The organism is Algoriphagus sanaruensis, from assembly GCF_001593605.1.
Taxonomy (GTDB): domain Bacteria; phylum Bacteroidota; class Bacteroidia; order Cytophagales; family Cyclobacteriaceae; genus Algoriphagus; species Algoriphagus sanaruensis.
In genome coordinates, this window is record NZ_CP012836.1 from 71,990 (window position 1) to 92,915 (window position 20,926).

Here is a 20,926-nt window from a genome sequence, read left to right on the forward strand (position 1 = left end):
ACATCATTTGACTGTTAATTTAAGATTACTCGGAATTTGCACACTTCCCTGAGGAACTGCAGCAATTGCTCCCGGGTTATTCTTGACATAATTCAATATTTCCTCTCCAGTTTGAAGAAATACCGGAGGACTTGCTCGCCCTTGAAACACCAAGGCAAGCCAAAATTTTTGCATGGCACTCACGCTAGTTCCATATAGATTGGACGCGACACTCGGCGCCAACTCGGAGTTATTGGCCGGCAATACGATAATCACCTTTTCCTTACTTTCCCAAAGTGACCTTCCATTTTTAAAGACCTGAATTACTTGAGCTGGTGTCAAAGAATTCACCCCTTTTACGTTGATCAGGAAATCGACCTGATCCAAATTTGTCTTCTGTGCATAGCCCACCTGGACTATGAAAAGACCGAATATGATTAGCTTCCAGATTTTCATCCCCTCAACCCATTAAAATCCATAAGCTAATTGTACCCTGAGAAACGGCCCCCCATAAGAAGTCGCATGATCATGAAAAGCATGTTCATACTCCCAAGATTTTTCGAGCTGAACTTTCATGTTCAACAGGTAATTGAATGAATATCGATACCCTACCGCAACCTTTAATCTGTGAATCGGATAGACATGTATATCATTGTCAGCTACATTTACATAATCACCCAAAATGTAGGGCGTACTTTTTTCGGTCACGTTGAGTCCTGCATACACAAACTGGAAGAAGTTTTTTGCTGTACCAGTGGAATCTGTCGTCGAATTATTGAAACCCGTCTCGCTCAGGAGCTCAAACTTTTCTCCAAACTGCGCAAATGAAAAACTGGTCATCCGGAATTTGACAGGTCCTTGATAGCGTTGGTCAATTGGTACCGGAATGGAAGTATTGTGTCCACTATGCACCCCCGGTGTATTTTCATGCAAATCATCCCAATAATAGGATGCCCCAATTCTCATCCCTTCACGTGGTTTGATATGTACCGAAGCAGTGACAGAAGGGACAACAGAGTCATGGTAGACATCGGTTGAACTAATCCCGTTGCCTAGCATGAAATCATAGCCAAAATTTAATTTTCCCAAATTTTGGCCTTGAAACTGAAGTCCAAGCGTATGAATAGGAACAAAATAAGAAAACGCGAGAGGCCGATCAATTACCGGAAAAAACACCCTGCCGTGATGATAGGAATCATTCCAATAATTGACAGGAGTATGCACTTTACCAACAATAATCGAGTGATTGTTGACATAATTAAATTTCAATAGAGATCGCTCAATACTTGGCAAATAGGTGGTTGCGGATTTGGAATTGAATCGGATCACATATTCTCCGATAAAGGTGATTTTGTCTGAAAGCGAAGAATTCACAAAAAAATCATGCTCTCCAATGGAAAAAGACGCATGTCTACCATCCTCGTCTCGGTCCCAATAAAACTCCAAATGACCAAAACCATTAAACTGAGTTTGCTTATTCTGCGCAACTAGTTTAGATGATAATGACAACATCACCACGAATCCAAATAAAATATTTTTAGATACTGTCCCCACTTTTTCTAGCATATCCTGATCTACCTTACTTATCCTAAATATTTACATTTCTCACTTTATTATTTTATATTTTATAATTCAAATAAAAAATGTGAGATATTTTATATTATTTCTGCTTTTTGTATCAATTTGATTTCTAGGAAAAATCAAATAACCGACTAAATTAAATACAAATATTGAATTCAACTAGCCCTAAAATTAATTTCTATAATTCGAATAAAAACACAGAATTTTATTCCGTGTTCACTCAGCTCATTTCTAAAAACAAATAAAATTTAAGTTTTTTCGAAACCAGGATAAGAATCCCCTGTCATTAAAATGAAACTTACTCGATATTAATTGTAACTTACAGGGTTAAAAAAGAAGGAATAGACATGTCGGAAGACTCCATTCATAAGCACATTTTGGCAGAATTACCAGTCTGTATCCTCACCTTGGATAAGGACTTCCTTGTAACCTATAGTAACCCCTCCTCCCGAAGTGTCTTAGGAATTGAATCAGGGGAAGCCATAGGAAAACTATTTTTTGACTTGATCCCAGAATTCGAAAAAATTAAGATTGAGTTTCTCTATCGAAACCTCAGCTTTGTCTTAGCAAAACATACAAATTTCCATTATAGCGCGGACTTTAATTACAAAATCAATCATACGATCTTCACCAATGAACAGGGGATTTCGGTGATTCTTGAAAAGGAACGATACAAATACACTCCAAGCAAAGACGAATCAGAAAACAAATTCAAACACCTCTTGGACGGATTGCCAGGTGGAATTTTGGTAGTGGATCGGCAATACCTCAAAGCGGCATTCTCAAATCGAGTCTTTCAGCAGTGGCTTGGTGTAGCCGAAGAGGAAATTCTTCGTATGACCATTTCAGAGTTATTTGAAAAACAGGACAGGGATTTACTTTCTAAAGAACTTTCCAAGATCGCAGCAGTACAGCGAAGAAAAATAGGTCCACTTAATCTATTGGCTGAAGACTCCACCAAAATCCCTGTGGAAATTACCATGGTGGAAACTGAATGGAATCACCGACCCTGCCATTGTCTTTTCTTAACAGATTATCGTAACCAAGCTGAATCCGATCGTATTCAAGCTGAATACCAGAAATACGAGCAAATCTTCAACGAACTCGCGATCAACTTTATCAATATCCCAACAGACCAATTAATGGATTCCATCGAGGAGGCCTTGGGTATTGCAGGACGATTAAGCAATTCTGACCGTGCCTACACCTTAATCCTTGAAAAGGAATCAAATAATCTTCTACTTCAATTCACTTGGGTGGAAGAAGGTATTCCATCCTTTAAGGAGGAAATAAAATTTATTCCTCTTGACCTTCTTCGGCCTATTCAGGATGAATTACTAAAAAACAAATTCATCAGTCTTACTCACACTAAAGAGTTCCCCGACAACCATCCATTCAAAAATTTACTGACTTTATTCAAAATCCAAGACATGGTGATGGTGCCTATCATGGACAACCAAAACCTTCTTGGAATAACAGGATTCGCCAAAGTCAGTAAAGATATTCCCTACACCGAATCTGAATTAATACCGATTCAGATCGTTTCGGAAATCATTTCGAATACACTCGTCAAAAAAGCAACAGAAACGCTGCTCAAAGAAAGTGAAGAAGAAAATCGGAAAGTATTTCAGAATCTTTCCACCGGGATCATTTACCAAGATCGAACTGGCAAAATCATCAAAGCAAACCCTTCATCCTTACACCTACTGGGATTGAGCTTTGAAGAAATTCAACATGGAGTAATCCAAAATCCATCTTGGCAGGCATTTTCGGTTAATGGAGAAAAAATCAATTCCTTACAACAAGTTTCACAGCGATGTTTTGATACGGGATTACCCATTGTAAAGGAGATTATCACCATTACTAGACCTTATAGCACAAGACCTATTTGGTTGAGCGTGGACGCTATCCCTGAATTTCTACCTGACCAGGTTCAGGCGCATCGGGTCTTTATTTCCCTCAATGACATCACAGAACGCATCGAAGCGGAGTCCAATTTGGAGAAAAATATCAAGCTGTTGGAGGCCATTGTAGAGAATAGTCACTCGGCGATTTTTGTCAAGGACACGGATTCGAGATACATCATGGTCAATCGCCGCTGGGAAATTGTCACTGGATTTTCGAGAGAGGAAGTTATCGGAAGAAAACTCGAGGAATATCTTGATCCAAAACTTGCAGAAAAATATACCCGGAATGATGAGGATATTCTTATCCATGGAAAGACCACTTTTACAGAAGAATCCTTAGAACAGGCAGAAACTAACGGCATTAAGAGTCAAATCCAGTATTTCCTTTCCATCAAATTCCCATATCGAAATGGAAAAGGCGAAATAATTGGAATGTGTGGAATTGCTACTGATATCACGGCTGTCAAGGAGGCTTCTTTGATGGTTGAGGAGCGAGAAGCTAATCTTAATGGCATTCTAGAAAGTGTGAGTGAGAACATTTGGTCAGTAGACAAAGACCTCAATATCCTTTTCACCAATCAACTTTTCTTCAATGAGTTTTTCAGAAGTTATGGAGTCGAACTGCTAAAAGGTCAAAATATTCTTACCTCAATTCCAGTTCCTTCGGAGCGAAAAAAATGGGAAAAGAGATACCATGAGGTGATGGCCTCTCGTAAAACCCTACAATTTAATGATGTAATCCCTACGCCTCAAAAAACATACTACCTAGAGGTAGTCATGTATCCAATTGTCATCAATGACCAATTAGAAGGAATTTCAGTTTTTAGCAAGGATATCACTGAGAAAATCGCTTTGGAAGAATCCTCTGCCTTATATTCGAGTTTGTTTGAAAGTGCAACTAACGAAATCTATTTAATCTCTACCGATACCAAAACAATTCAAAAAGCCAATAAAGCGGCTCTTCTAAATACAGGGTATTCTTGGGAAGAAATCCAGAACTTCTCAATTGATCACTTAATCAATACTGAGGATCAACAAAATATTTCAACTGCGCTGAATAAAGTAATAGAGGAGAAAAATGCCACTGAGTTTATTGAATTTAATATTCTTCGCAAAGACCGTACGACCTATGCGGCAGAGGCATTGATCCAGCACTTTCACTACGAGGGAAAGGACTTTATTTCTGCATTCGTGACCGATATTTCAGAACGGAAGAAAACCCAGCTCGCACTACGGGAAAGCGAACTTCGATTCTCTCAGATTTTCAAGGAAAATGTGACTCCGATGCTCCTGATAGATCCCCATACAGGCAACGTAGAGGATGCAAACCCATCCGCATCTACCTACTATGGGTATGATATAGATACTTTCAAGACCAAAAATCTCCTCGACGTTAATTACACTTTCGTTCAAAGCCCTGAGGAGATGATGGAAGCTACCAAGCAGGTAATAGGAACAGGAAAAGGCAAATTCCTATTTAATCATAAGCTCAAGTCCGGCGAAATTCGAAGCGTGGAAGTCTTCTGCAGTAAAATCACCATCAATAACAAAGAGCTTGTCCATGAGATCATTCAGGACGTAACCGACCGAACCAATTATTTCAATGCCCTTGTAAAACAAAACGAGGCTTTGAAGGAAATTGCATGGATTCAATCGCATATCGTTCGGGCGCCTCTGGCGAAAATCATGGGACTGGTTCAACTCCTTCAGGAAGAAAAAGAAGGGGATGACTATTCCTTCGAGTTTATTTTACAGGCGATTTTAAATGCCTCCAAAGAATTGGACAAAGTGATTTTGGATATCAGTGAGAAATCCAACGATGCTAAGCACCTTTTCGAATAAGCCCTAGATCCCATTACCCTAAAGTCCAAAGTACGATTAACAAGCAGTTTTCTATGATTGAGTCAAAAACAGAGGTGAAAGAAGGTGTAGATTTTTTTGAGCTAGTCAATGAAAGGCGGTCTGTACGGATTTTTGACCCGTCAATTGCAATCCCCGAAGAGGTGATGGTGGAATGCCTTGAGGCAGCAATCCTTTCTCCAAATAGTTCCAATCTTCAACTCTACAATTTCATTCGGGTACCGAGTAGCTCATCCTTTAAAGACAAACTCGCCGATCTCTGCATGGGGCAAAAAGCCGCAAAAACAGCCCAAGAACTGGTAGTTGTCGTAGCTCGCCGAGACCTCTGGAAATCCCGTGCGAAAGCAAATTACGATTACATCAAAGCTTCTTATGCCGGCAAACCCGATAAAAAATTAAATCAAGCATTGGGCTATTACGGGAATTTAATTCCAAAACTTTACCGGAAATTCCCTGGCTGGTCGCAGATCAAGCAGCTAATTGCATGGTGGATTGGGAACCGAAGACCAATGGTCCGTGAAGTCAGCGAAACTGATGTGCGGATTTCTGTTCACAAAAGCGCTTCCTTGGCGAGTATGACTTTTATGCTCGCTCTAAAATCTTGTGGATTTGACACATGCCCGATGGAAGGGTTTGATTCGAAGCGGGTCAAAAAACTGCTGGACCTCCCGAAAGAAGCTGAAATCTGTATGGTCATCGGTTGCGGTAAAGGAACCACGGAGGGGATTTATGGAAAAAGATTCCGAGTTCCCTCGGACCAACTTTACAAAACGGTGTAAGACTTTTCTGTAAACGCTAAACCTTCCAATCATCGTTTACCTCAAGCCAATAGCCATCTGGATCGGTAAAGAAAATCTGCCTGATGCCATCAGGTCTCACATGGATTTCGCCTTTTTTTCCAGCCCAATTTTCAAAACTAAACCCTGCAAACTGCAGCTTTTTGATAAATAGATTCAAATCCGTGACCGTAAAGCAAAGGTGATTGGTCTTTGATTTTTCAGCTGGAGGCGCCAAATCCAATTCCTCAATCAAATGTATAGAAACGCCTCCTCCAACCTCAAACCAGGCATGAAGTCCATCTTTGAAAGGTTCCTCGAGTTGCGTAAATCCCAACACCTCACCATAAAATTTTACGGATCGATTTAAGTCCTTAACGTGTATCGCAAGATGATTTTGCTTGATGAGTAATTGAGATTGCATTGGAGGTAAATTTTCTTGATGATAAATAATCGGTGGGTTTGGAAGCCAATCAACCCATCAAGGAAACTAAAAAGCCAATCCCTTAAGATTGGCTTTTTGTTAGAAGTTTAATGAAGATCAGTTTTGAGCAATCGCTTTTAGATTTGATGCTGAAGCGATTCGGTCAGCTTCGTCAAACAAATTCAAAGCCTGCTGATAGACCTCGTTGATGTCGTTGATCACTTTGTAGAAAGCATTGTCATCATAAATCTGTCTGCCTAAATGGGCTTTCACTAGGATTCTCAGATATTCCTTGGACTTATTGAAATCCTTGGCATCAAATTCCACTTTGTTTTTTTTGCCGTATTCCACCAAGTCCATCAACATGGCATCGCTGACCCGATAGCTATCATAGTATTGCTGCAAAGTCATCCCAGTGAAACTTCCCTTGTTTTTATTGACAAAATCCAAGATAAATTCTCGAGATGAGTCGGAGTTAAATAAACGAGAAACATAAGCCGAATTCATGGTCGTGTCCAATGGAACAAAATAGTCCGGCATAATTCCTCCACCACCATATACGGTTCTTCCTTTCTTAGTCTCGTACTTCAAACTGTCATTGAACTTGATGCTATCAGCAGAGAAAAATTCTCCATGCTCGTAGCGATTCACCCAATCACGCTCATAGGCTTCATAATTTTCATCGTATGGCTTTTGGATGGATCGCCCAGAAGGAGTGAAATATCGAGCTATGGTCAACCGCAATTCTGCACCGTCAGACAAATCAATTGGCATTTGAACCAATCCTTTTCCAAAGGAGCGACGACCCACAATTAAGCCTCGATCATTATCCTGAATAGCTCCTGCCAAAATTTCAGAAGCAGAAGCAGAACCTTCATTAATCAAGACAATCACTGAGCCTTCCTCAAACATCCCTGGACGGAAAGCAAAGGCTTTTTGGCTGTATTGACTTACTTTTCCTTCTTGAGACACGATCAAATCCCGGTCTCCCAAAAGTTCGTCGGCCATATTAATTGCCGCTCCCATATAGCCACCCGGATTACCTTGAAGATCGATGATCAGCTTCTTCATTCCTTCGGACTTCAATTGGTTTACGGAATTCTTGAATTCCTCATAGGTGGTCGCTGCAAATCGCGTCACTTTGATATAACCAATTTCATTGGTAACCATGTAAGACGCATTGATGCTATACTGTGGGATTTTATCTCTGGTGATTTCGTAACTGATCAAGTCAGGATTATTCTTTCGCTTGATATCCACCATCACTTTAGAACCTCTCGGTCCACGGAGATAATCAAAGACATCACGATTGGTAATGCCAATTCCTGCCACTGTTTTTCCATCTACCCGAATGATCTGATCCCCTGACTGAATGCCCAATGCTTCAGAAGGTCCTCCGGTCAATGGCGCTACGACATAAATCGTGTCACGAATAATTCCAAATTCCACTCCGATCCCATCAAACTCCCCTTCCAGTTGAGACTGAGCAAGAGAAGCATCGCGGGCTGGGATATAGCTAGAATGAGGATCCAAATGCTCCAACATTTTATTGATCCCATATTCCACCAATTCATTGGTGTTTACACTATCCACGTAGTCGCGGTTGATATAGGTCATGATTTCTTGAAGCTTATATAAAGCGGCTCGAAGATCATTTTGATTCCCTTTTGGCTCGGCAAATGTGGCCCCGATCCAGATCCCAGCAGAAATTGACAACGCAAGAAGGATTGGAAGGCGGATTTGTGACTTTGTATTTTTGGTTTGACTCACAGCATTCAGAATTATGGACTTTGAATTAACTCAAACTAGTACAATTTGCTTCTAAAATGAGCGACATTTTAGATAAAATTAACGAATGTTTATACGGGTGGGAAAGATAAAGGTCGGATTATTCCCAAACTTTTCCCCCAAAAAAATTATTTTTGTCCAATGCAAGCCAATCGGGATTTTGGAAAAATATCTGTCGGAGATCTAGTATCTGAAAACTATGTCTTTGCGGCTGTTTTACACTATTTCGGGATAAGTTTTTATCAATATCCTACCGATTCTTTAGACAAAGTTTGTCGGAAGCATAAGGTAAATCCCAACCAACTGATCGATCAACTGGAAAGCTGGGCCCAAGAAAGGGAACCTTCTTTGGAGGAATTGTACCTAAACCCGATTGAACTTCTCGTGGCCTATCTCAAAAAGAAGCACTATTTCTTTGTAAGGCAGGAACTCCCCTTTCTATCAAATATGGTCTCAGGAATCCAACCTGACCCTGAATTCACTCAACTTTTGGCAGACATGAAAATCATGTTTCCGATGTTTGTGCAAGATTTCATTCACCATATTCATGAGGAAGAAAGTCGGCTTTTCAAGCGAATTGAACTTCTTCAGGATATTGAGGATGGACAGTTTAATATTCAGGACGCCCTAACTATTCTCGAAAAAAATCCGGTCCATGAACTTGCCGACCAGCACGAGGCGCATGATGATGAGATGGAGGGCATCCGAAAACTCACCAAAGATTACCACCTAGAAGCCAGCGCTCCTTTAGCGATGAAAGTCCTCTACCATGAGCTTCAAAATTTTGAGCGAGAACTTTCCATTCATGCGAAAATCGAGGATGAATTGCTTTTTCCAAAAGCAGTCCAACTTGAAAAAGAGGCTTTACGAAAAATTAGAAAATTAATACAGACCAACTGATGCCCAGAGTATTAGCCATAGATCTGGGAACTAAGCGTACGGGCTTAGCTGTTACAGACCCGTTGCAGATTACTGCAAATCCCTTGGAAACCATTGAAACTTCCCAGCTCCTTCCTTTCCTTAAAAACTATTGTAGCAAAGAAGAGGTGGCAACCTTAGTGATCGGATTACCGACTCGACTCAATGGCCAAGAAAACGAAATGACCCCAAGAGTCTACCAACTTAAACAAGAACTCGAAAAGGTTTTTCCTGAAAAACGAATTGAACTGATCGATGAACGGTTTACTTCCAAAATGGCCATGCAAACTCTGATTGCCATGGGCACCAAAAAGAAAGACCGCAAAGAAAAAGCTGGCAACCTGGACAAAGTTTCGGCAGCCATTATTTTACAATCCTATTTAGAAAGACAATGATTTATCCAATTGTAGCCTACGGCAATCCTGTGCTAAAACGAGAGGCAGAAGATATCCCCGAAGGCACTGATATTAATCAACTGATCCAAGATATGTATGCGACCATGGATCATGCCAGTGGCGTGGGACTTGCCGCTCCCCAAATCAATCAAGGAATCCGACTTTTTGTAATTGACAGCACCTTGATGCTTGATGAGGAGGATGAAGAAAAAGGAATCCGACGTGCATTTATCAATCCAATCATTCTTGATGAATACGGCGACAATTTTGGCTTTGAGGAAGGATGCCTCAGCATACCTGATGTCCGAGCAGAAATTATTCGTCCTGAAAAACTCACGATTGAATATTACGATGAGAACTGGAATCTAAAGGAAGAGGAATTCTCGGGAATGACTGCTCGAGTGATTCAGCATGAATACGACCATTTAGAAGGAATCCTGTTCATTGATTATTTAAAGGGATTGAAAAAACGACTCATTCAATCCAAGTTGATCGATATCAGCAAAGGAAAAATCCCCACCGATTACCGAATGATCTATCCCCTCAAGTAATGGAAAAAAGCTCCAATCTCAGCATTGCTTTGGTCCAGACAGACCTCTATTGGCAAGATAAAATTGCCAATTTGGCGATGCTAGAAGAAAAAATATGGAGCCTCAACCAGAAGGTTGACTTGATTCTTTTGCCGGAAATGTTTCCAACAGGATTTTCGATGGAAGCAAAAAAGCTTGCTGAACCCATGAATCTTCATATTCACAAATGGATGAAACAAGTGGCTGCACAAACCGGAGCAGTGATCGCTGGAAGTGCAATTATTCAAGAAGCTGGTAACTACTACAATCGCTTACTTTGGGTGGAGCCTGATGGTAGCACGCAGCAGTATGACAAGCGGCACCTATTTCGAATGGCCGAAGAGCATCAAACTTTTTCCATGGGGACCAAATTGCCCATTTTCGCACTGAGAGGCTGGCATATTTGTCCTCAAATCTGTTACGATCTCAGATTTCCCGTTTGGTCTAGGAATGGTTGGGAGGATGATCGACCTGGTTATGACGTGGTTTTTTATGTGGCATCCTGGCCTGCTGCACGCGCCTCAGCTTGGGACACCTTACTTCCCGCCCGAGCTATTGAAAATCTCGCCTATTCCATTGGAGTAAACCGGGTTGGAACCGATGGAAATGGGATCAATTACAACGGCCACAGTGCGGTCTACAATTACAAAGGAGACCGCCTTCTTGATCTTGAAGAAAAGGACCAAATTCAGATCATCCAACTAGACGGGAAAGCATTGGACGAATTCAGAGCCAAATTTCCAGCTTGGAAAGATGCAGATGAGTTTACTATCCGCTAAATCTTCATCAGAAGGCAACCTGCGTACTTAAGCGGAATTTGAAACCACTTCAAATTTTGTATTTTAGGCGCCGAAATCAGGCCCTGTTTTCTTTTTAGTTCGCAATTTCCAGCCCAACTGGATCGACTTGCCCCAAAAACCAAACAGGTAAATCCTTTTTAGTATCTAGCATCCTATTGAAACTATGAGTCAATCACCTAAAATCCTGTATACGCTGACAGATGAGGCGCCAGCCCTAGCCACGTATTCCCTATTACCTATTGTACAAGCATTTACAAAATCAGCTGGCGTTCAGGTTGAAACCAGAGACATCTCGCTCTCCGGAAGAATCATTGCCAATTTCCCTGAATTTCTTACTCCAGAGCAACGAATCAATGACGATTTAGCTGAGCTAGGACAAATTGCCACGACTCCAGAAGCCAACATTGTCAAACTTCCAAATATTTCTGCATCGGTTCCTCAGCTAAAGTCAGCCATCAAAGAACTTCAGTCAAAAGGCTATGCACTTCCCGACTATCCGGAAGAGCCAAAAACTGAAGAGGAGAAATCCATCAAAGCTAAATATGACAAAATCAAAGGCTCTGCAGTAAATCCAGTATTACGTGAAGGAAATTCAGACCGACGAGCTCCTTTGGCAGTGAAAAACTACGCCAAAAAGCATCCTCATTCCATGGGTAAATGGTCGGCAGAATCCAAGTCTCATGTAGACAGCATGTCTCAAGGAGATTTTTACGGAAGTGAAAAATCCGTAACACTTCCTGCCGCCACCACTGTTTCTATTGAGCTTATTGGCAATAACGGCCAAAAGGAAACTTTGAAATCAGGACTTAAGCTTCAAGAAGGAGAAGTTATTGATGCTTCCACTTTGAGTGTAAATGAATTGAAATCCTTCTTGAAAAAAGCGAAAGCTGATGCGAAAGCACAAGGGGTTTTGTTTTCGCTACACATGAAAGCAACCATGATGAAGGTCTCTGACCCGATCATTTTTGGTCATGCAGTAAAAGTTTTCTTTGCCCCAGTTTTTGAAAAACATGCTGCTACCTTGGAATCCATCGGAGTGGATGTAAACAATGGTTTTGGAGATTTGCTGGCTAATCTGGAAAAACTTCCAGCTGAGAAAAAAGCTGAAATCTTAGCCGATATCGATGCTTGCTATGTAGATAGTCCAGACTTGGCAATGGTAAATTCAGACAAAGGAATTACCAATCTTCACGTCCCAAGTGATGTGATTATTGATGCTTCCATGCCTGCCATGATCCGAACCTCGGGACAGATGTGGAACAAAGCCGGAAAACTTCAAGATACCAAAGCAGTCATCCCAGATAGAAGTTACGCAGGTGTGTACCAGGCAGTCATTGAATTCTGTAAGAAAAACGGTGCTTTTGATCCAGCTACGATGGGTTCTGTACCAAACGTAGGTCTAATGGCTCAAAAAGCAGAAGAATATGGTTCACATGACAAGACCTTTGAAATTCCATTCGCAGGTTCTGTTCAAGTAATTGATGCAAATGGAGCTGTCCTCATTTCACATGAAGTTGAAGCTGGAGATATTTGGAGAATGTGTCAAACCAAAGATGCTCCAATTCAAGATTGGGTAAAATTAGCGGTAACACGTGCTCGTCTTTCTGAGACACCTGCTGTTTTCTGGTTGGATAAAAATAGAGCACATGATGCAGAATTAATCAAAAAGGTAGAAAAGTACCTTCCTAATCACGACACTCAAGGATTGGAAATCCACATCATGTCTCCAATCGATGCGACTCTTTTCTCGTGTGAGCGAATCAAAGAAGGAAAGGACACTATCTCTGTGACTGGAAACGTCCTTCGAGATTATTTAACAGATCTTTTCCCAATCTTAGAAGTAGGTACATCCGCTAAAATGCTCTCCATAGTTCCTCTAATGAACGGAGGAGGCTTATTTGAAACAGGCGCAGGTGGATCTGCCCCTAAGCACGTGGAGCAATTCACCCAAGAAGGACATTTACGTTGGGATTCTCTAGGTGAATTTTTGGCTTTAGCTGTTTCATTGGAGCACCTTGGTCAGACCTTTGACAATCCGACCGCTCTATTACTAGGAGAAACTTTAGATAAAGCAACTGGAAGATGGCTTGAAGAAGATAAATCCCCAGCACGTGTGGTGGGCAAGCTAGACAACCGTGGCGGACATTACTACCTAGCGATGTATTGGGCTGAAGAATTGGCCAAGCAAACCAAAGATGCAGGTTTAGCTGCGAAGTTTGCCCCAATTGCCTCTGCCATGGCTAGTCAGGAAGCAAAAATCGTGGAAGAATATAATGGCAGTCAGGGAACCCCGGTAGATATCGGAGGATACTATCGCCCAGATACAGCCAAAGCCTCTAAGGCGATGTGTCCAAGTGAGACCTTCAATTCGATTTTGGCTCAATTGGCCTAAAAAGTTTGAAAGCCGAGATTTGAATCTCGGCTTTTTTATTTTCCGATTATCCTATTTGATAGGATACCTGATGCGAATCCAGAAAGGCCTTGATCACAGACACGTGAATGCATTCCCCTAAATGGATAAACGCATAATCATTCACCTTTTTGGGAGTCCCATGTGCTACGATTTCTTTCTCTTCAATATCAAATCCTAGGTGAAGGTGCTTCGTTCGGCTTTGCATTCCAGCAATCCTCCCCTCTCCATCAAATAAAGGCCCTCCACTTTGCCCCCTTAATCCCGGAGTACTCATTTCTATTCCATAAACTTTCCCGGCTTTGTCCCCAAGAAATCGAGTCACCATCCCTTCAATTGGGAAACGCGGAGACCGCGCTTGGCCATCCTTGGTCCAGAGCAATTGCTGAAGCGAAGCATCCCATTTAAAATTTGAAAATTCGGGAAATGGAAATCCCAGCCGACACAGCATTTGACCTGGCTGAATGGTTTGGTCTGTTTCCGCAAAAACTGGGAAGTTACTGCATTGTATTTTCTCGAATCCTTCAAACTTCAAAAGTGCCAAATCATAGACGGGATGATTAAAAAAATGGATCTTCTCAATTCGATCCACGCAATCGACAAACGTAATTCGCATCTCAACAGCCTGATTTGTGGAAAGAGAATACTTATCCATTAATTCCTGCTCAGCCACTTTTCCATGTTTTAGCTCACTTCGAAATGATTCATACTTTCGATTGATCTGATCGGCTTGAGAAATCCATTGGGCGACATGCTTACATGTTAGAGCCCATCCTTGGTTATTGACAAAAAATAAAGTCGCGGCTCCTTTTTCTATTTGATTTGAAAGAGGCTTTTTGGCAATGGAATGAATCGCTCGGGTGAAGCCCCCAACCCGCTGAATGGCATCTACAAACATAGATTTTGAAGTTACCGATTTGCCATAAAAATCAAATAGGATTCTTCTTTAATAGGACTCCAAAAAATTTTGTTTTTCGCAATCGTTTGAAAACGAAATCCGCCTGTTCGCTTGTTTTGAAGGGCATATTATGTTTGGGCAGACCATTTATTTATAATAACTTAGCCCGTCCTTAAGGGATTTTGAAAGGATTTTCTTTCTAAAGGAAGTTTTTGAATCAAACCTATACTCAAAATAATTCATCTTATGAGCAAGATTAAAGTAGGAATCAACGGTTTCGGAAGAATCGGCCGATTAGCTTTCCGCGTAACACAAGAAAGACCAGACATTCAGGTAGTAGCCATCAATGATTTGATTGATGTGGACTACATGGCTTATATGCTAAAGTATGACTCTACGCACGGACTATTCAAAGGAACCGTAGAAGTTATCGACGGAAATTTGGTAGTAAACGGAAATGCTATCCGAGTGACTGCTGAGAAAAACCCAGCTAATTTGAAGTGGGGAGATGTAGGTGCAGATTATGTAATCGAATCTACTGGTATTTTCTTGACCAAGGAATCGGCTCAAGGTCATATCGATGCGGGTGCTAAAAAAGTAATCATGTCGGCTCCATCTAAGGATGACACTCCAATGTTTGTAATGGGTGTAAACGAGCATACTTACACTTCAGACATGACCTTCGTATCTAACGCATCTTGTACTACCAACTGCTTGGCTCCAATCGCGAAAGTATTGAATGACAATTGGGGAATTGAAGAAGGTCTAATGACCACAGTACATGCTACTACAGCTACTCAAAAAACAGTAGACGGCCCATCTGCAAAAGACTGGAGAGGTGGACGTGGTGCTGGTCAAAACATCATCCCTTCATCCACTGGAGCTGCTAAAGCTGTAGGAAAAGTAATTCCTGAGTTGAATGGTAAATTGACTGGTATGGCTTTCCGAGTTCCAACTCCAGACGTATCTGTGGTTGACTTGACTGTACGTCTGAAAAAGCCAGCGAAATATGCAGAAATCTGCGCAAAAATGAAGGAAGCTTCGGAGACCACCATGAAAGGTGTGCTTGGCTATACTGAAGATGCAGTTGTTTCCAATGACTTCATCGGAGATGCGCGTACTTCTATCTTTGATGCTGAGGCTGGAATCCAACTTTCTGACACATTTGTGAAAGTGGTTTCTTGGTATGACAACGAATGGGGTTATTCCAATAAAGTAGTAGATCTTTTGACCTACATCGCTTCCAAATAAGCAATACTATCAAGGCCTCGATAATAATCGAGGCCTTTTCATTTTATTTTTAATTTAAAATAACCAAAAGGAGAAGTTAGAGGTTATCCCTAAAACCCACCGCTATGTTTCTTCCTTTCTTCCCACTGAAATTGGTGGCCTTCCCGGGGGAAGACCTTAATCTTCACATTTTTGAGCCCAGATATCGACAATTGATCGCGGAGGTGGAAGAGAAGAATTCAATGTTTGGCGTCTGTACTTTTATTGATAGCCTGACAGGATTTGGGACTGAAGTAAAACTGGTACAGGTACTTAAGCGATATGAGGATGGTCGATTGGATATTAAGACCAGAGGTATCCGTGCATTTAAAATTAATTCCTTCCAAAATCCCGTTCCTGACAAACTTTACTCAGGTGGGGATGTAGAGTTTTTAGATCATGACCCAAAAGTCTCATATTCTACGCACAAAGAATATTTGCACTACCTGAAAGAAACCCTAAACTATCTAGGAAACCCTATTCTTGGATTGGAAAATTCCATCACCTCTTTCTCCTTTGCTCATAAAGTCGGCTTAAAGTTGGAAGAGGAGCTTGAGCTTTTGAAATTACGATCTGAAGAAGAGCGATCTTTATTTTTGATCCGGCATTTTAGATATATGCTTCCGATCCTAAAAGCAGCCGAATCCGCGAAGGAAAAGATCAAACAAAACGGCCATGTCAAACATTTGGACCCTTTGAATTTCTGATTTTCCAGATTGGGATTTAATCCTAAATCCTAGTTAAAGTCATCAACCTAAAGTCCATTACTTTCCCCTTCGGAATGTCTATTGCCTTGAGCGTTAATTGACCGATCCCTTTGACCAGCTTGATTTTTCCAAGCTTCATTTTCCCCCAATTTTGTTCATAGGACTCCTGCCTTAATACGCGATCTTCATCGGCACCAATTAGTTGCTGGCCGTAAGAATCCATCACCTTTCCCTGAAGTGAGGCATCGCCCATTTGGAGATGCAGTGTTGAACCAAGGAAATCAGCTTCACAGGTATAGTAGACTTCAACTTCAAATTCCCCGTCTGCAAGTACATCAACTTCCCAAGTCAAGCTATCGGTGGTAGAAGTCCAATTGGTAAAAAAGGAACTATTTGGAAATCGATTCGATCGTTTAATATTCCCATGAGCCACGGCATCTCTCGCAGGTAATTGATTGAACTTAAAATCCGGATGACCCAATGCAAAACTCCGAGTATCCTTTTCAGGTAATTCAGCTAGGACCTCAGCAAGCCTAGCCTGTTTTTCCTTGATCATCTGGTTATATATTTCAGGAAATTGATCAGAAACGACATGATACTGTCCAGGGTCAGACCGTAAATCAAACAATTGATCTTTTTCATCCAGAAGAAATGACTCGTTTCTAATACTTGCTTTCTTTTCCCAATAGGAGAAGACAAATCGATTGGGCCATTCGACCTCCTCATTCACTAGGAGTGAACTCAAGTCTTTTCCATCAAGTGGTTTTTCAGAAACATAGTCAATTCCTGTTAGTGACAAGAGTGTTGGGAAAAGATCAATAGCGCTGGCTACTTTATGCATGGTTTTCCCACCTTCAATCTTGCCTTTCCAATAAATAAAGAAGGGACTTCTTACTCCTCCTTCATCGACTGATCCTTTCCTGCCTTTCAAATCTCCATTCCAACGGAAACCATTTGGACCATTATCGGAAAGGAAAATCACAATTGTATTATCCAAAAGATCCAGATTCTCTACACGTTCAAGGAGACGCCCAACATTCCAATCTACATTTTCCACCATGGCTAATGCCGCCCTTGAATGGACCACATCTTCCTGACCAGAATATCGGTGAGGTAGTAGTTCCTTTTCCTTAAATCTTTCCCAATAGCTCGCAGGAACTTGCATGGGACTATGGGGAGTATTGTAAGGCACGTACAAGAAGAAAGGCTCTTCGCGATTTGCAGTGACAAACTCGATAGCCTTGTCGGTCAGGTCATCAATGATAAATCCATTTCCTTTGACCACTTCCCCGTTGTGTTCTAGCATGGGATCGAAATAATTACCCCAATGACCCGAGCAGAATCCATAAAAATCTTCGAACCCCCGACCATTGGGATGATAAGGATATTGAGCGCCACTATGCCATTTCCCATAGCCTGCTGTGCGATATCCCTCCTTTCTTAAAACTTCTGCAAGTAAAACCTCATCTAAATCTATCCTTTCTCCTCCCTCGGAGGTAGAATAGACTCCCGATCGAAAATGATAACGTCCAGTTAGTATTTCAGCGCGAGTTGGAGAGCAGACAGGACTGACATAAAATCGTTGGAAGGAGACGCCATTTCGAGCCAAAAGATCAAGATTTGGAGTAGCCACCGCCGAGTTTCCCGAAATACTCAAATCCCCCCAACCTTGATCATCTGTGAGAATTAGAATAATATTTGGCTTCTGTTCTTTGACTGGAATAGGTTGACCATTAGCTGCGGGTACTTGAACTAGGAATAGAAAAAGCATAGCAAGCTGCAAATAGAAATTCCGAGAAAAACTCAAATCCGAGTTAGCAGTCATCATGGCAAGAAGTGTGTTTGGTGATGAATTAATTTACGGTTTTAGTAAGACAGTTTTACTGATACCGCTTTTGTAAAGGAGTACGCTTAAACCAATATTTTCTGCGCTCTACTCAAGTTGTCGGTTGCTTGAAGAATTTTATTCTTCAAAACAGGATTAAAATCTGGTTTTGACTTGAGAAAATCCTGAACCAATTGCTCGGCTTCAGGAGAGTTATATTGCCCGATTGTGTTAGAAGCCCATCCCTTTGGAAAGAAAATATCTCCAGTTCGCTGAATTTCCTCCATAAGATCTAGCGCCAGGGAAAGGTGCTTTACGCTTTCTTTTTGCCTCAATGGATGATGAATGTATCCACATGCTGCAAGGACCCAAGATTCTTTTTCTCGATTTTGAGAATCTTTAAAAGATAAAAACAAAGCATCTCGATCTTCCTCTTTCCCAGATAAAGCAGGCCTTAAAAAATCAAATCTGGCAAGGCGATCCGAATTAGTAATTCGAGACCTTTCCTGATCTAAGATCTCCTCCGATTTCGGATGACCAAAGAGAGCTAGATTCATTGCCAATCCAGTCAAATTATCTGAACTCAAATTCAAATTTGAAATGTTGATTTCCTTGTTCCAGATGCCATAAAGCTTGGCTTGTCCAGTTTCAGAAAAAGCAATTCCACTGTAAAGATTATACAAGGACTTCTTGACATTCGGCTTCAGACCTTGATTTAATCGATCCCATACCAGGGCCTCCATTTTTTCAGCTTCTTCCTTTCTTACCTCCTCGCTTAAAAAAGTCCAGAAAAGGGTATTTGCCTGACCAGAAATCAATTGAAGTATGATTTCATTATTTTCTCTTTTTAAACCTGCTTGAATTACTTCCAGGTTTTTGGTTGGTTTAACACCTCCATTCAATGTATTCTCAAAAAGATTCAAATACGCACTCGCGCGACTCACTTCATTTTCGATCTGTGGTATTTGATCCAAATTAGATTCATCAATCGGAAATACACCATATCCTAGTCCGTCGGTATTGTACCAAATAGCCAAAGGCTTTTCCAATTCCTTAGCCTCAAGAATCTCTTCCGACCTACCCTTGATCGATACAGGAATAATTCTCGTGGTATCTGCATAGACCAAGGTAACTTCGAAAAATTGTGGCCAGACTTTATCACTTCCATCTTCAGCTTTTTGAATCAATCTTAAAGTCTCAATTTTCCCATCCTTTGCTAACGTCAAGTCTTGAGTGAAAATGGGTCTGCTCGATTGGTTGACCCAAACCTCACTCCATGCCATTAAATCTTCAGGGGTTTGTTGGTCTAGCAGTTGTACGAGATCATTCCATTCTGCATTCCCATTTGCAAAATTTTTGATATAGGCTTGTATTCCCTTTTGAAAAGCCTCTTCACCCATCAAAGTCTCCAGTTGTCGCATCATAATCGGAGCTTTGTTATAAATAATACCTCCATAGAGCGAACCGGCATTCTTCAAGTTGGAGAGGTTTTGACGGATAGGATTTGTTCCTTTCGTTCGATCCTCAGCGTATGCCCCAGGGTACAAAGAAGTCAGAAAAAGTAGATCATGATTGATTTGAGGAAATGCAGGATTTGCAATTTTTCCAGCCATAAAATTGGCAAAGACCTCTTTCATCCAGACATCATTAAACCATTTCATAGTCACCAAATCGCCAAACCACATGTGAGCCGTCTCATGCCCGATCAATTTTGCTCGTGATAGTAATTCCGAATCTGTAGCCTCAGGACCTAGAAAAAGCGCACCTTCTCGATATTGAATCGCTCCTACGTGCTCCATACCACCATATTGGAAAATCGGAATAGTAGCAAAATCCAGTTTTTGAAAGGGAAAAGGATATCCGGTGTAAGATTCAAGAAACTCCACCGACTGCTGATGCAATCTAAAAAGCTCAGGTAAACTGGTAGAAACCTTTTCTTCATTATCCTCTCGATAAAGCAAGTGCATCGGCATACCCATGGTCGAAGTTGCTTCATGAAACTTACCCGCCACAAAGGAAAACAAGTAGGTGCTCATGCGGTCAGACTTTTGAAATTCGTGTTTGACATATTCGCCCTGCGCAACTTTGGTAAGAATTGGCGCACCTGCCAATACGGTCCAATCCTTGGGAGCAATTAGGGTCAAGCTGTAGGAAGCCTTTAAATCCGGCTGATCAAAACAGGGGAAAAGTGTACTTGCCCTATCAGGAACCAATAAAGTATAAAGAAAGTCATCGTTTCGATTAAGCGATAAATCTCCAGCTATAAATGAAATTTCTACCTGATTTTTCCCTTTGATTAAATACTCAGAATCTATAATGAGATGCTCATTTTCATGCCTCACAGGAATCGCTTTTCCATTTACTTGGATGGCGAGAATTTTTTCAGGAGTCTCATTAAAGTCTAAGATTAAAGGATGAGCAATGTTGACCAGCTCCAAGTCGAGATTTAATTTAGAAGCAATTGGATCAGTTTTTTGCTCAGGAATCGAAAATTCAAGTTGGTAATGAATATCCTTAATTTGTTGACTTCGGAATTCTGCCAATTCAACAGAAATCCCTGGATCAAAAAAATGCAAATCGGATTGATCTCCTTTACAAGAGGACAGACCTAGAATTAGAAGGAAGACGAGACGGTTTTTCATTCCCGTAACCTTGCGAAAAACAGGCTGAATTACAAATGGAATTTTCCGAAACGGGAGTTTCAAAAAGGACATAAAAAAAGCAGACCATTTCTAGTCTGCTTTAGTGATCCCGCTGGGATTCGTCCCGATAGCTATCGTGGACCAGGACCCATATCCTAGTTAATTTTCAAATAGACTG

Annotated in this window: 16 protein-coding genes; 9 read left to right on the forward strand and 7 right to left on the reverse strand. The window is 41.2% G+C overall.

Going from position 1 to position 20,926, the window contains the following annotated elements:
- Window positions 1–3: 3 nt before the first annotated feature.
- Both AO498_RS00345 and AO498_RS00350 read right to left on the reverse strand, forming a co-directional pair.
- Window positions 4–435 (reverse strand): hypothetical protein, encoded by a 432-nt coding sequence (locus AO498_RS00345; RefSeq protein WP_067542128.1) that lies wholly within the window; start codon window positions 433–435, stop codon window positions 4–6.
- Window positions 436–447: 12 nt separating this feature from the next.
- A complete protein-coding gene (locus AO498_RS00350) occupies window positions 448–1,545 on the reverse strand; it encodes a hypothetical protein (RefSeq protein ID WP_067542131.1) in 1,098 nt (365 codons plus the stop codon).
- Between the two features lie 362 nt (window positions 1,546–1,907).
- On the opposite strand from AO498_RS00350, the gene AO498_RS00355 reads away from it, so the two are divergent.
- On the forward strand, window positions 1,908–5,309 hold the full coding sequence (locus tag AO498_RS00355) for a PAS domain S-box protein (RefSeq protein ID WP_067542134.1): 3,402 nt from the start codon (window positions 1,908–1,910) through the stop codon (window positions 5,307–5,309).
- A 53-nt stretch (window positions 5,310–5,362) separates the two neighbouring features.
- Window positions 5,363–6,106 carry a nitroreductase family protein gene (locus tag AO498_RS00360; RefSeq protein ID WP_067542143.1) on the forward strand — a complete coding sequence of 248 codons (744 nt, stop codon included), beginning with the start codon at window positions 5,363–5,365 and terminating at the stop codon, window positions 6,104–6,106.
- 16 nt (window positions 6,107–6,122) lie between these two features.
- Here AO498_RS00360 and AO498_RS00365 read toward each other — a convergent pair whose 3' ends face one another.
- Together AO498_RS00365 and AO498_RS00370 are read right to left on the reverse strand one after the other, a co-directional pair.
- Window positions 6,123–6,527: a VOC family protein gene (locus tag AO498_RS00365; protein ID WP_067542146.1), complete on the reverse strand. Its 405-nt coding sequence runs from the start codon at window positions 6,525–6,527 to the stop codon at window positions 6,123–6,125.
- A 117-nt stretch (window positions 6,528–6,644) separates the two neighbouring features.
- Window positions 6,645–8,297, reverse strand: a complete 1,653-nt coding sequence (locus AO498_RS00370) for a S41 family peptidase (protein WP_067542149.1) — start codon at window positions 8,295–8,297, stop codon at window positions 6,645–6,647.
- Window positions 8,298–8,456: 159 nt separating this feature from the next.
- On the opposite strand from AO498_RS00370, the gene AO498_RS00375 reads away from it, so the two are divergent.
- From AO498_RS00375 to AO498_RS00395, 5 genes are all read left to right on the forward strand, one after another.
- Window positions 8,457–9,215: a hemerythrin domain-containing protein gene (locus tag AO498_RS00375; protein ID WP_067542152.1), complete on the forward strand. Its 759-nt coding sequence runs from the start codon at window positions 8,457–8,459 to the stop codon at window positions 9,213–9,215.
- Window positions 9,215–9,628, forward strand: coding sequence for a Holliday junction resolvase RuvX (gene ruvX / locus AO498_RS00380; protein ID WP_067542154.1), 414 nt, complete (start codon window positions 9,215–9,217; stop codon window positions 9,626–9,628). Before AO498_RS00375 ends, ruvX begins: the two co-directional genes overlap by 1 nt.
- Window positions 9,625–10,179, forward strand: a complete 555-nt coding sequence (gene def, locus AO498_RS00385; protein ID WP_067542157.1) for a peptide deformylase — start codon at window positions 9,625–9,627, stop codon at window positions 10,177–10,179. Before ruvX ends, def begins: the two co-directional genes overlap by 4 nt.
- Window positions 10,179–10,976: an amidohydrolase gene (locus AO498_RS00390; RefSeq protein WP_067542160.1), complete on the forward strand. Its 798-nt coding sequence runs from the start codon at window positions 10,179–10,181 to the stop codon at window positions 10,974–10,976. Before def ends, AO498_RS00390 begins: the two co-directional genes overlap by 1 nt.
- 184 nt (window positions 10,977–11,160) lie before the next feature.
- On the forward strand, window positions 11,161–13,389 hold the full coding sequence (locus AO498_RS00395; protein WP_067542162.1) for an NADP-dependent isocitrate dehydrogenase: 2,229 nt from the start codon (window positions 11,161–11,163) through the stop codon (window positions 13,387–13,389).
- 46 nt (window positions 13,390–13,435) lie between these two features.
- Here the strand turns inward: AO498_RS00395 and AO498_RS00400 are convergent, their stop codons facing one another.
- A complete protein-coding gene (locus tag AO498_RS00400; RefSeq protein ID WP_067542164.1) occupies window positions 13,436–14,305 on the reverse strand; it encodes a S1 family peptidase in 870 nt (289 codons plus the stop codon).
- A gap of 246 nt (window positions 14,306–14,551) precedes the next feature.
- Between AO498_RS00400 and gap the strand changes: the two genes are divergently transcribed.
- Both gap and AO498_RS00410 read left to right on the forward strand, forming a co-directional pair.
- Complete coding sequence (gap, locus tag AO498_RS00405; protein ID WP_067542167.1) at window positions 14,552–15,556, forward strand: type I glyceraldehyde-3-phosphate dehydrogenase; 1,005 nt, start codon at window positions 14,552–14,554, stop codon at window positions 15,554–15,556.
- Window positions 15,557–15,660: 104 nt separating this feature from the next.
- Window positions 15,661–16,281, forward strand: coding sequence for an LON peptidase substrate-binding domain-containing protein (locus AO498_RS00410; RefSeq protein WP_067542170.1), 621 nt, complete (start codon window positions 15,661–15,663; stop codon window positions 16,279–16,281).
- A gap of 22 nt (window positions 16,282–16,303) precedes the next feature.
- On the opposite strand, the gene AO498_RS00415 is transcribed toward AO498_RS00410, so the two are convergent.
- Window positions 16,304–18,109, reverse strand: coding sequence for an arylsulfatase (locus tag AO498_RS00415; protein WP_082792166.1), 1,806 nt, complete (start codon window positions 18,107–18,109; stop codon window positions 16,304–16,306).
- A gap of 83 nt (window positions 18,110–18,192) precedes the next feature.
- Window positions 18,193–20,748: a M1 family metallopeptidase gene (locus AO498_RS00420; RefSeq protein ID WP_067550149.1), complete on the reverse strand. Its 2,556-nt coding sequence runs from the start codon at window positions 20,746–20,748 to the stop codon at window positions 18,193–18,195.
- Window positions 20,749–20,926 lie beyond the last annotated feature (178 nt).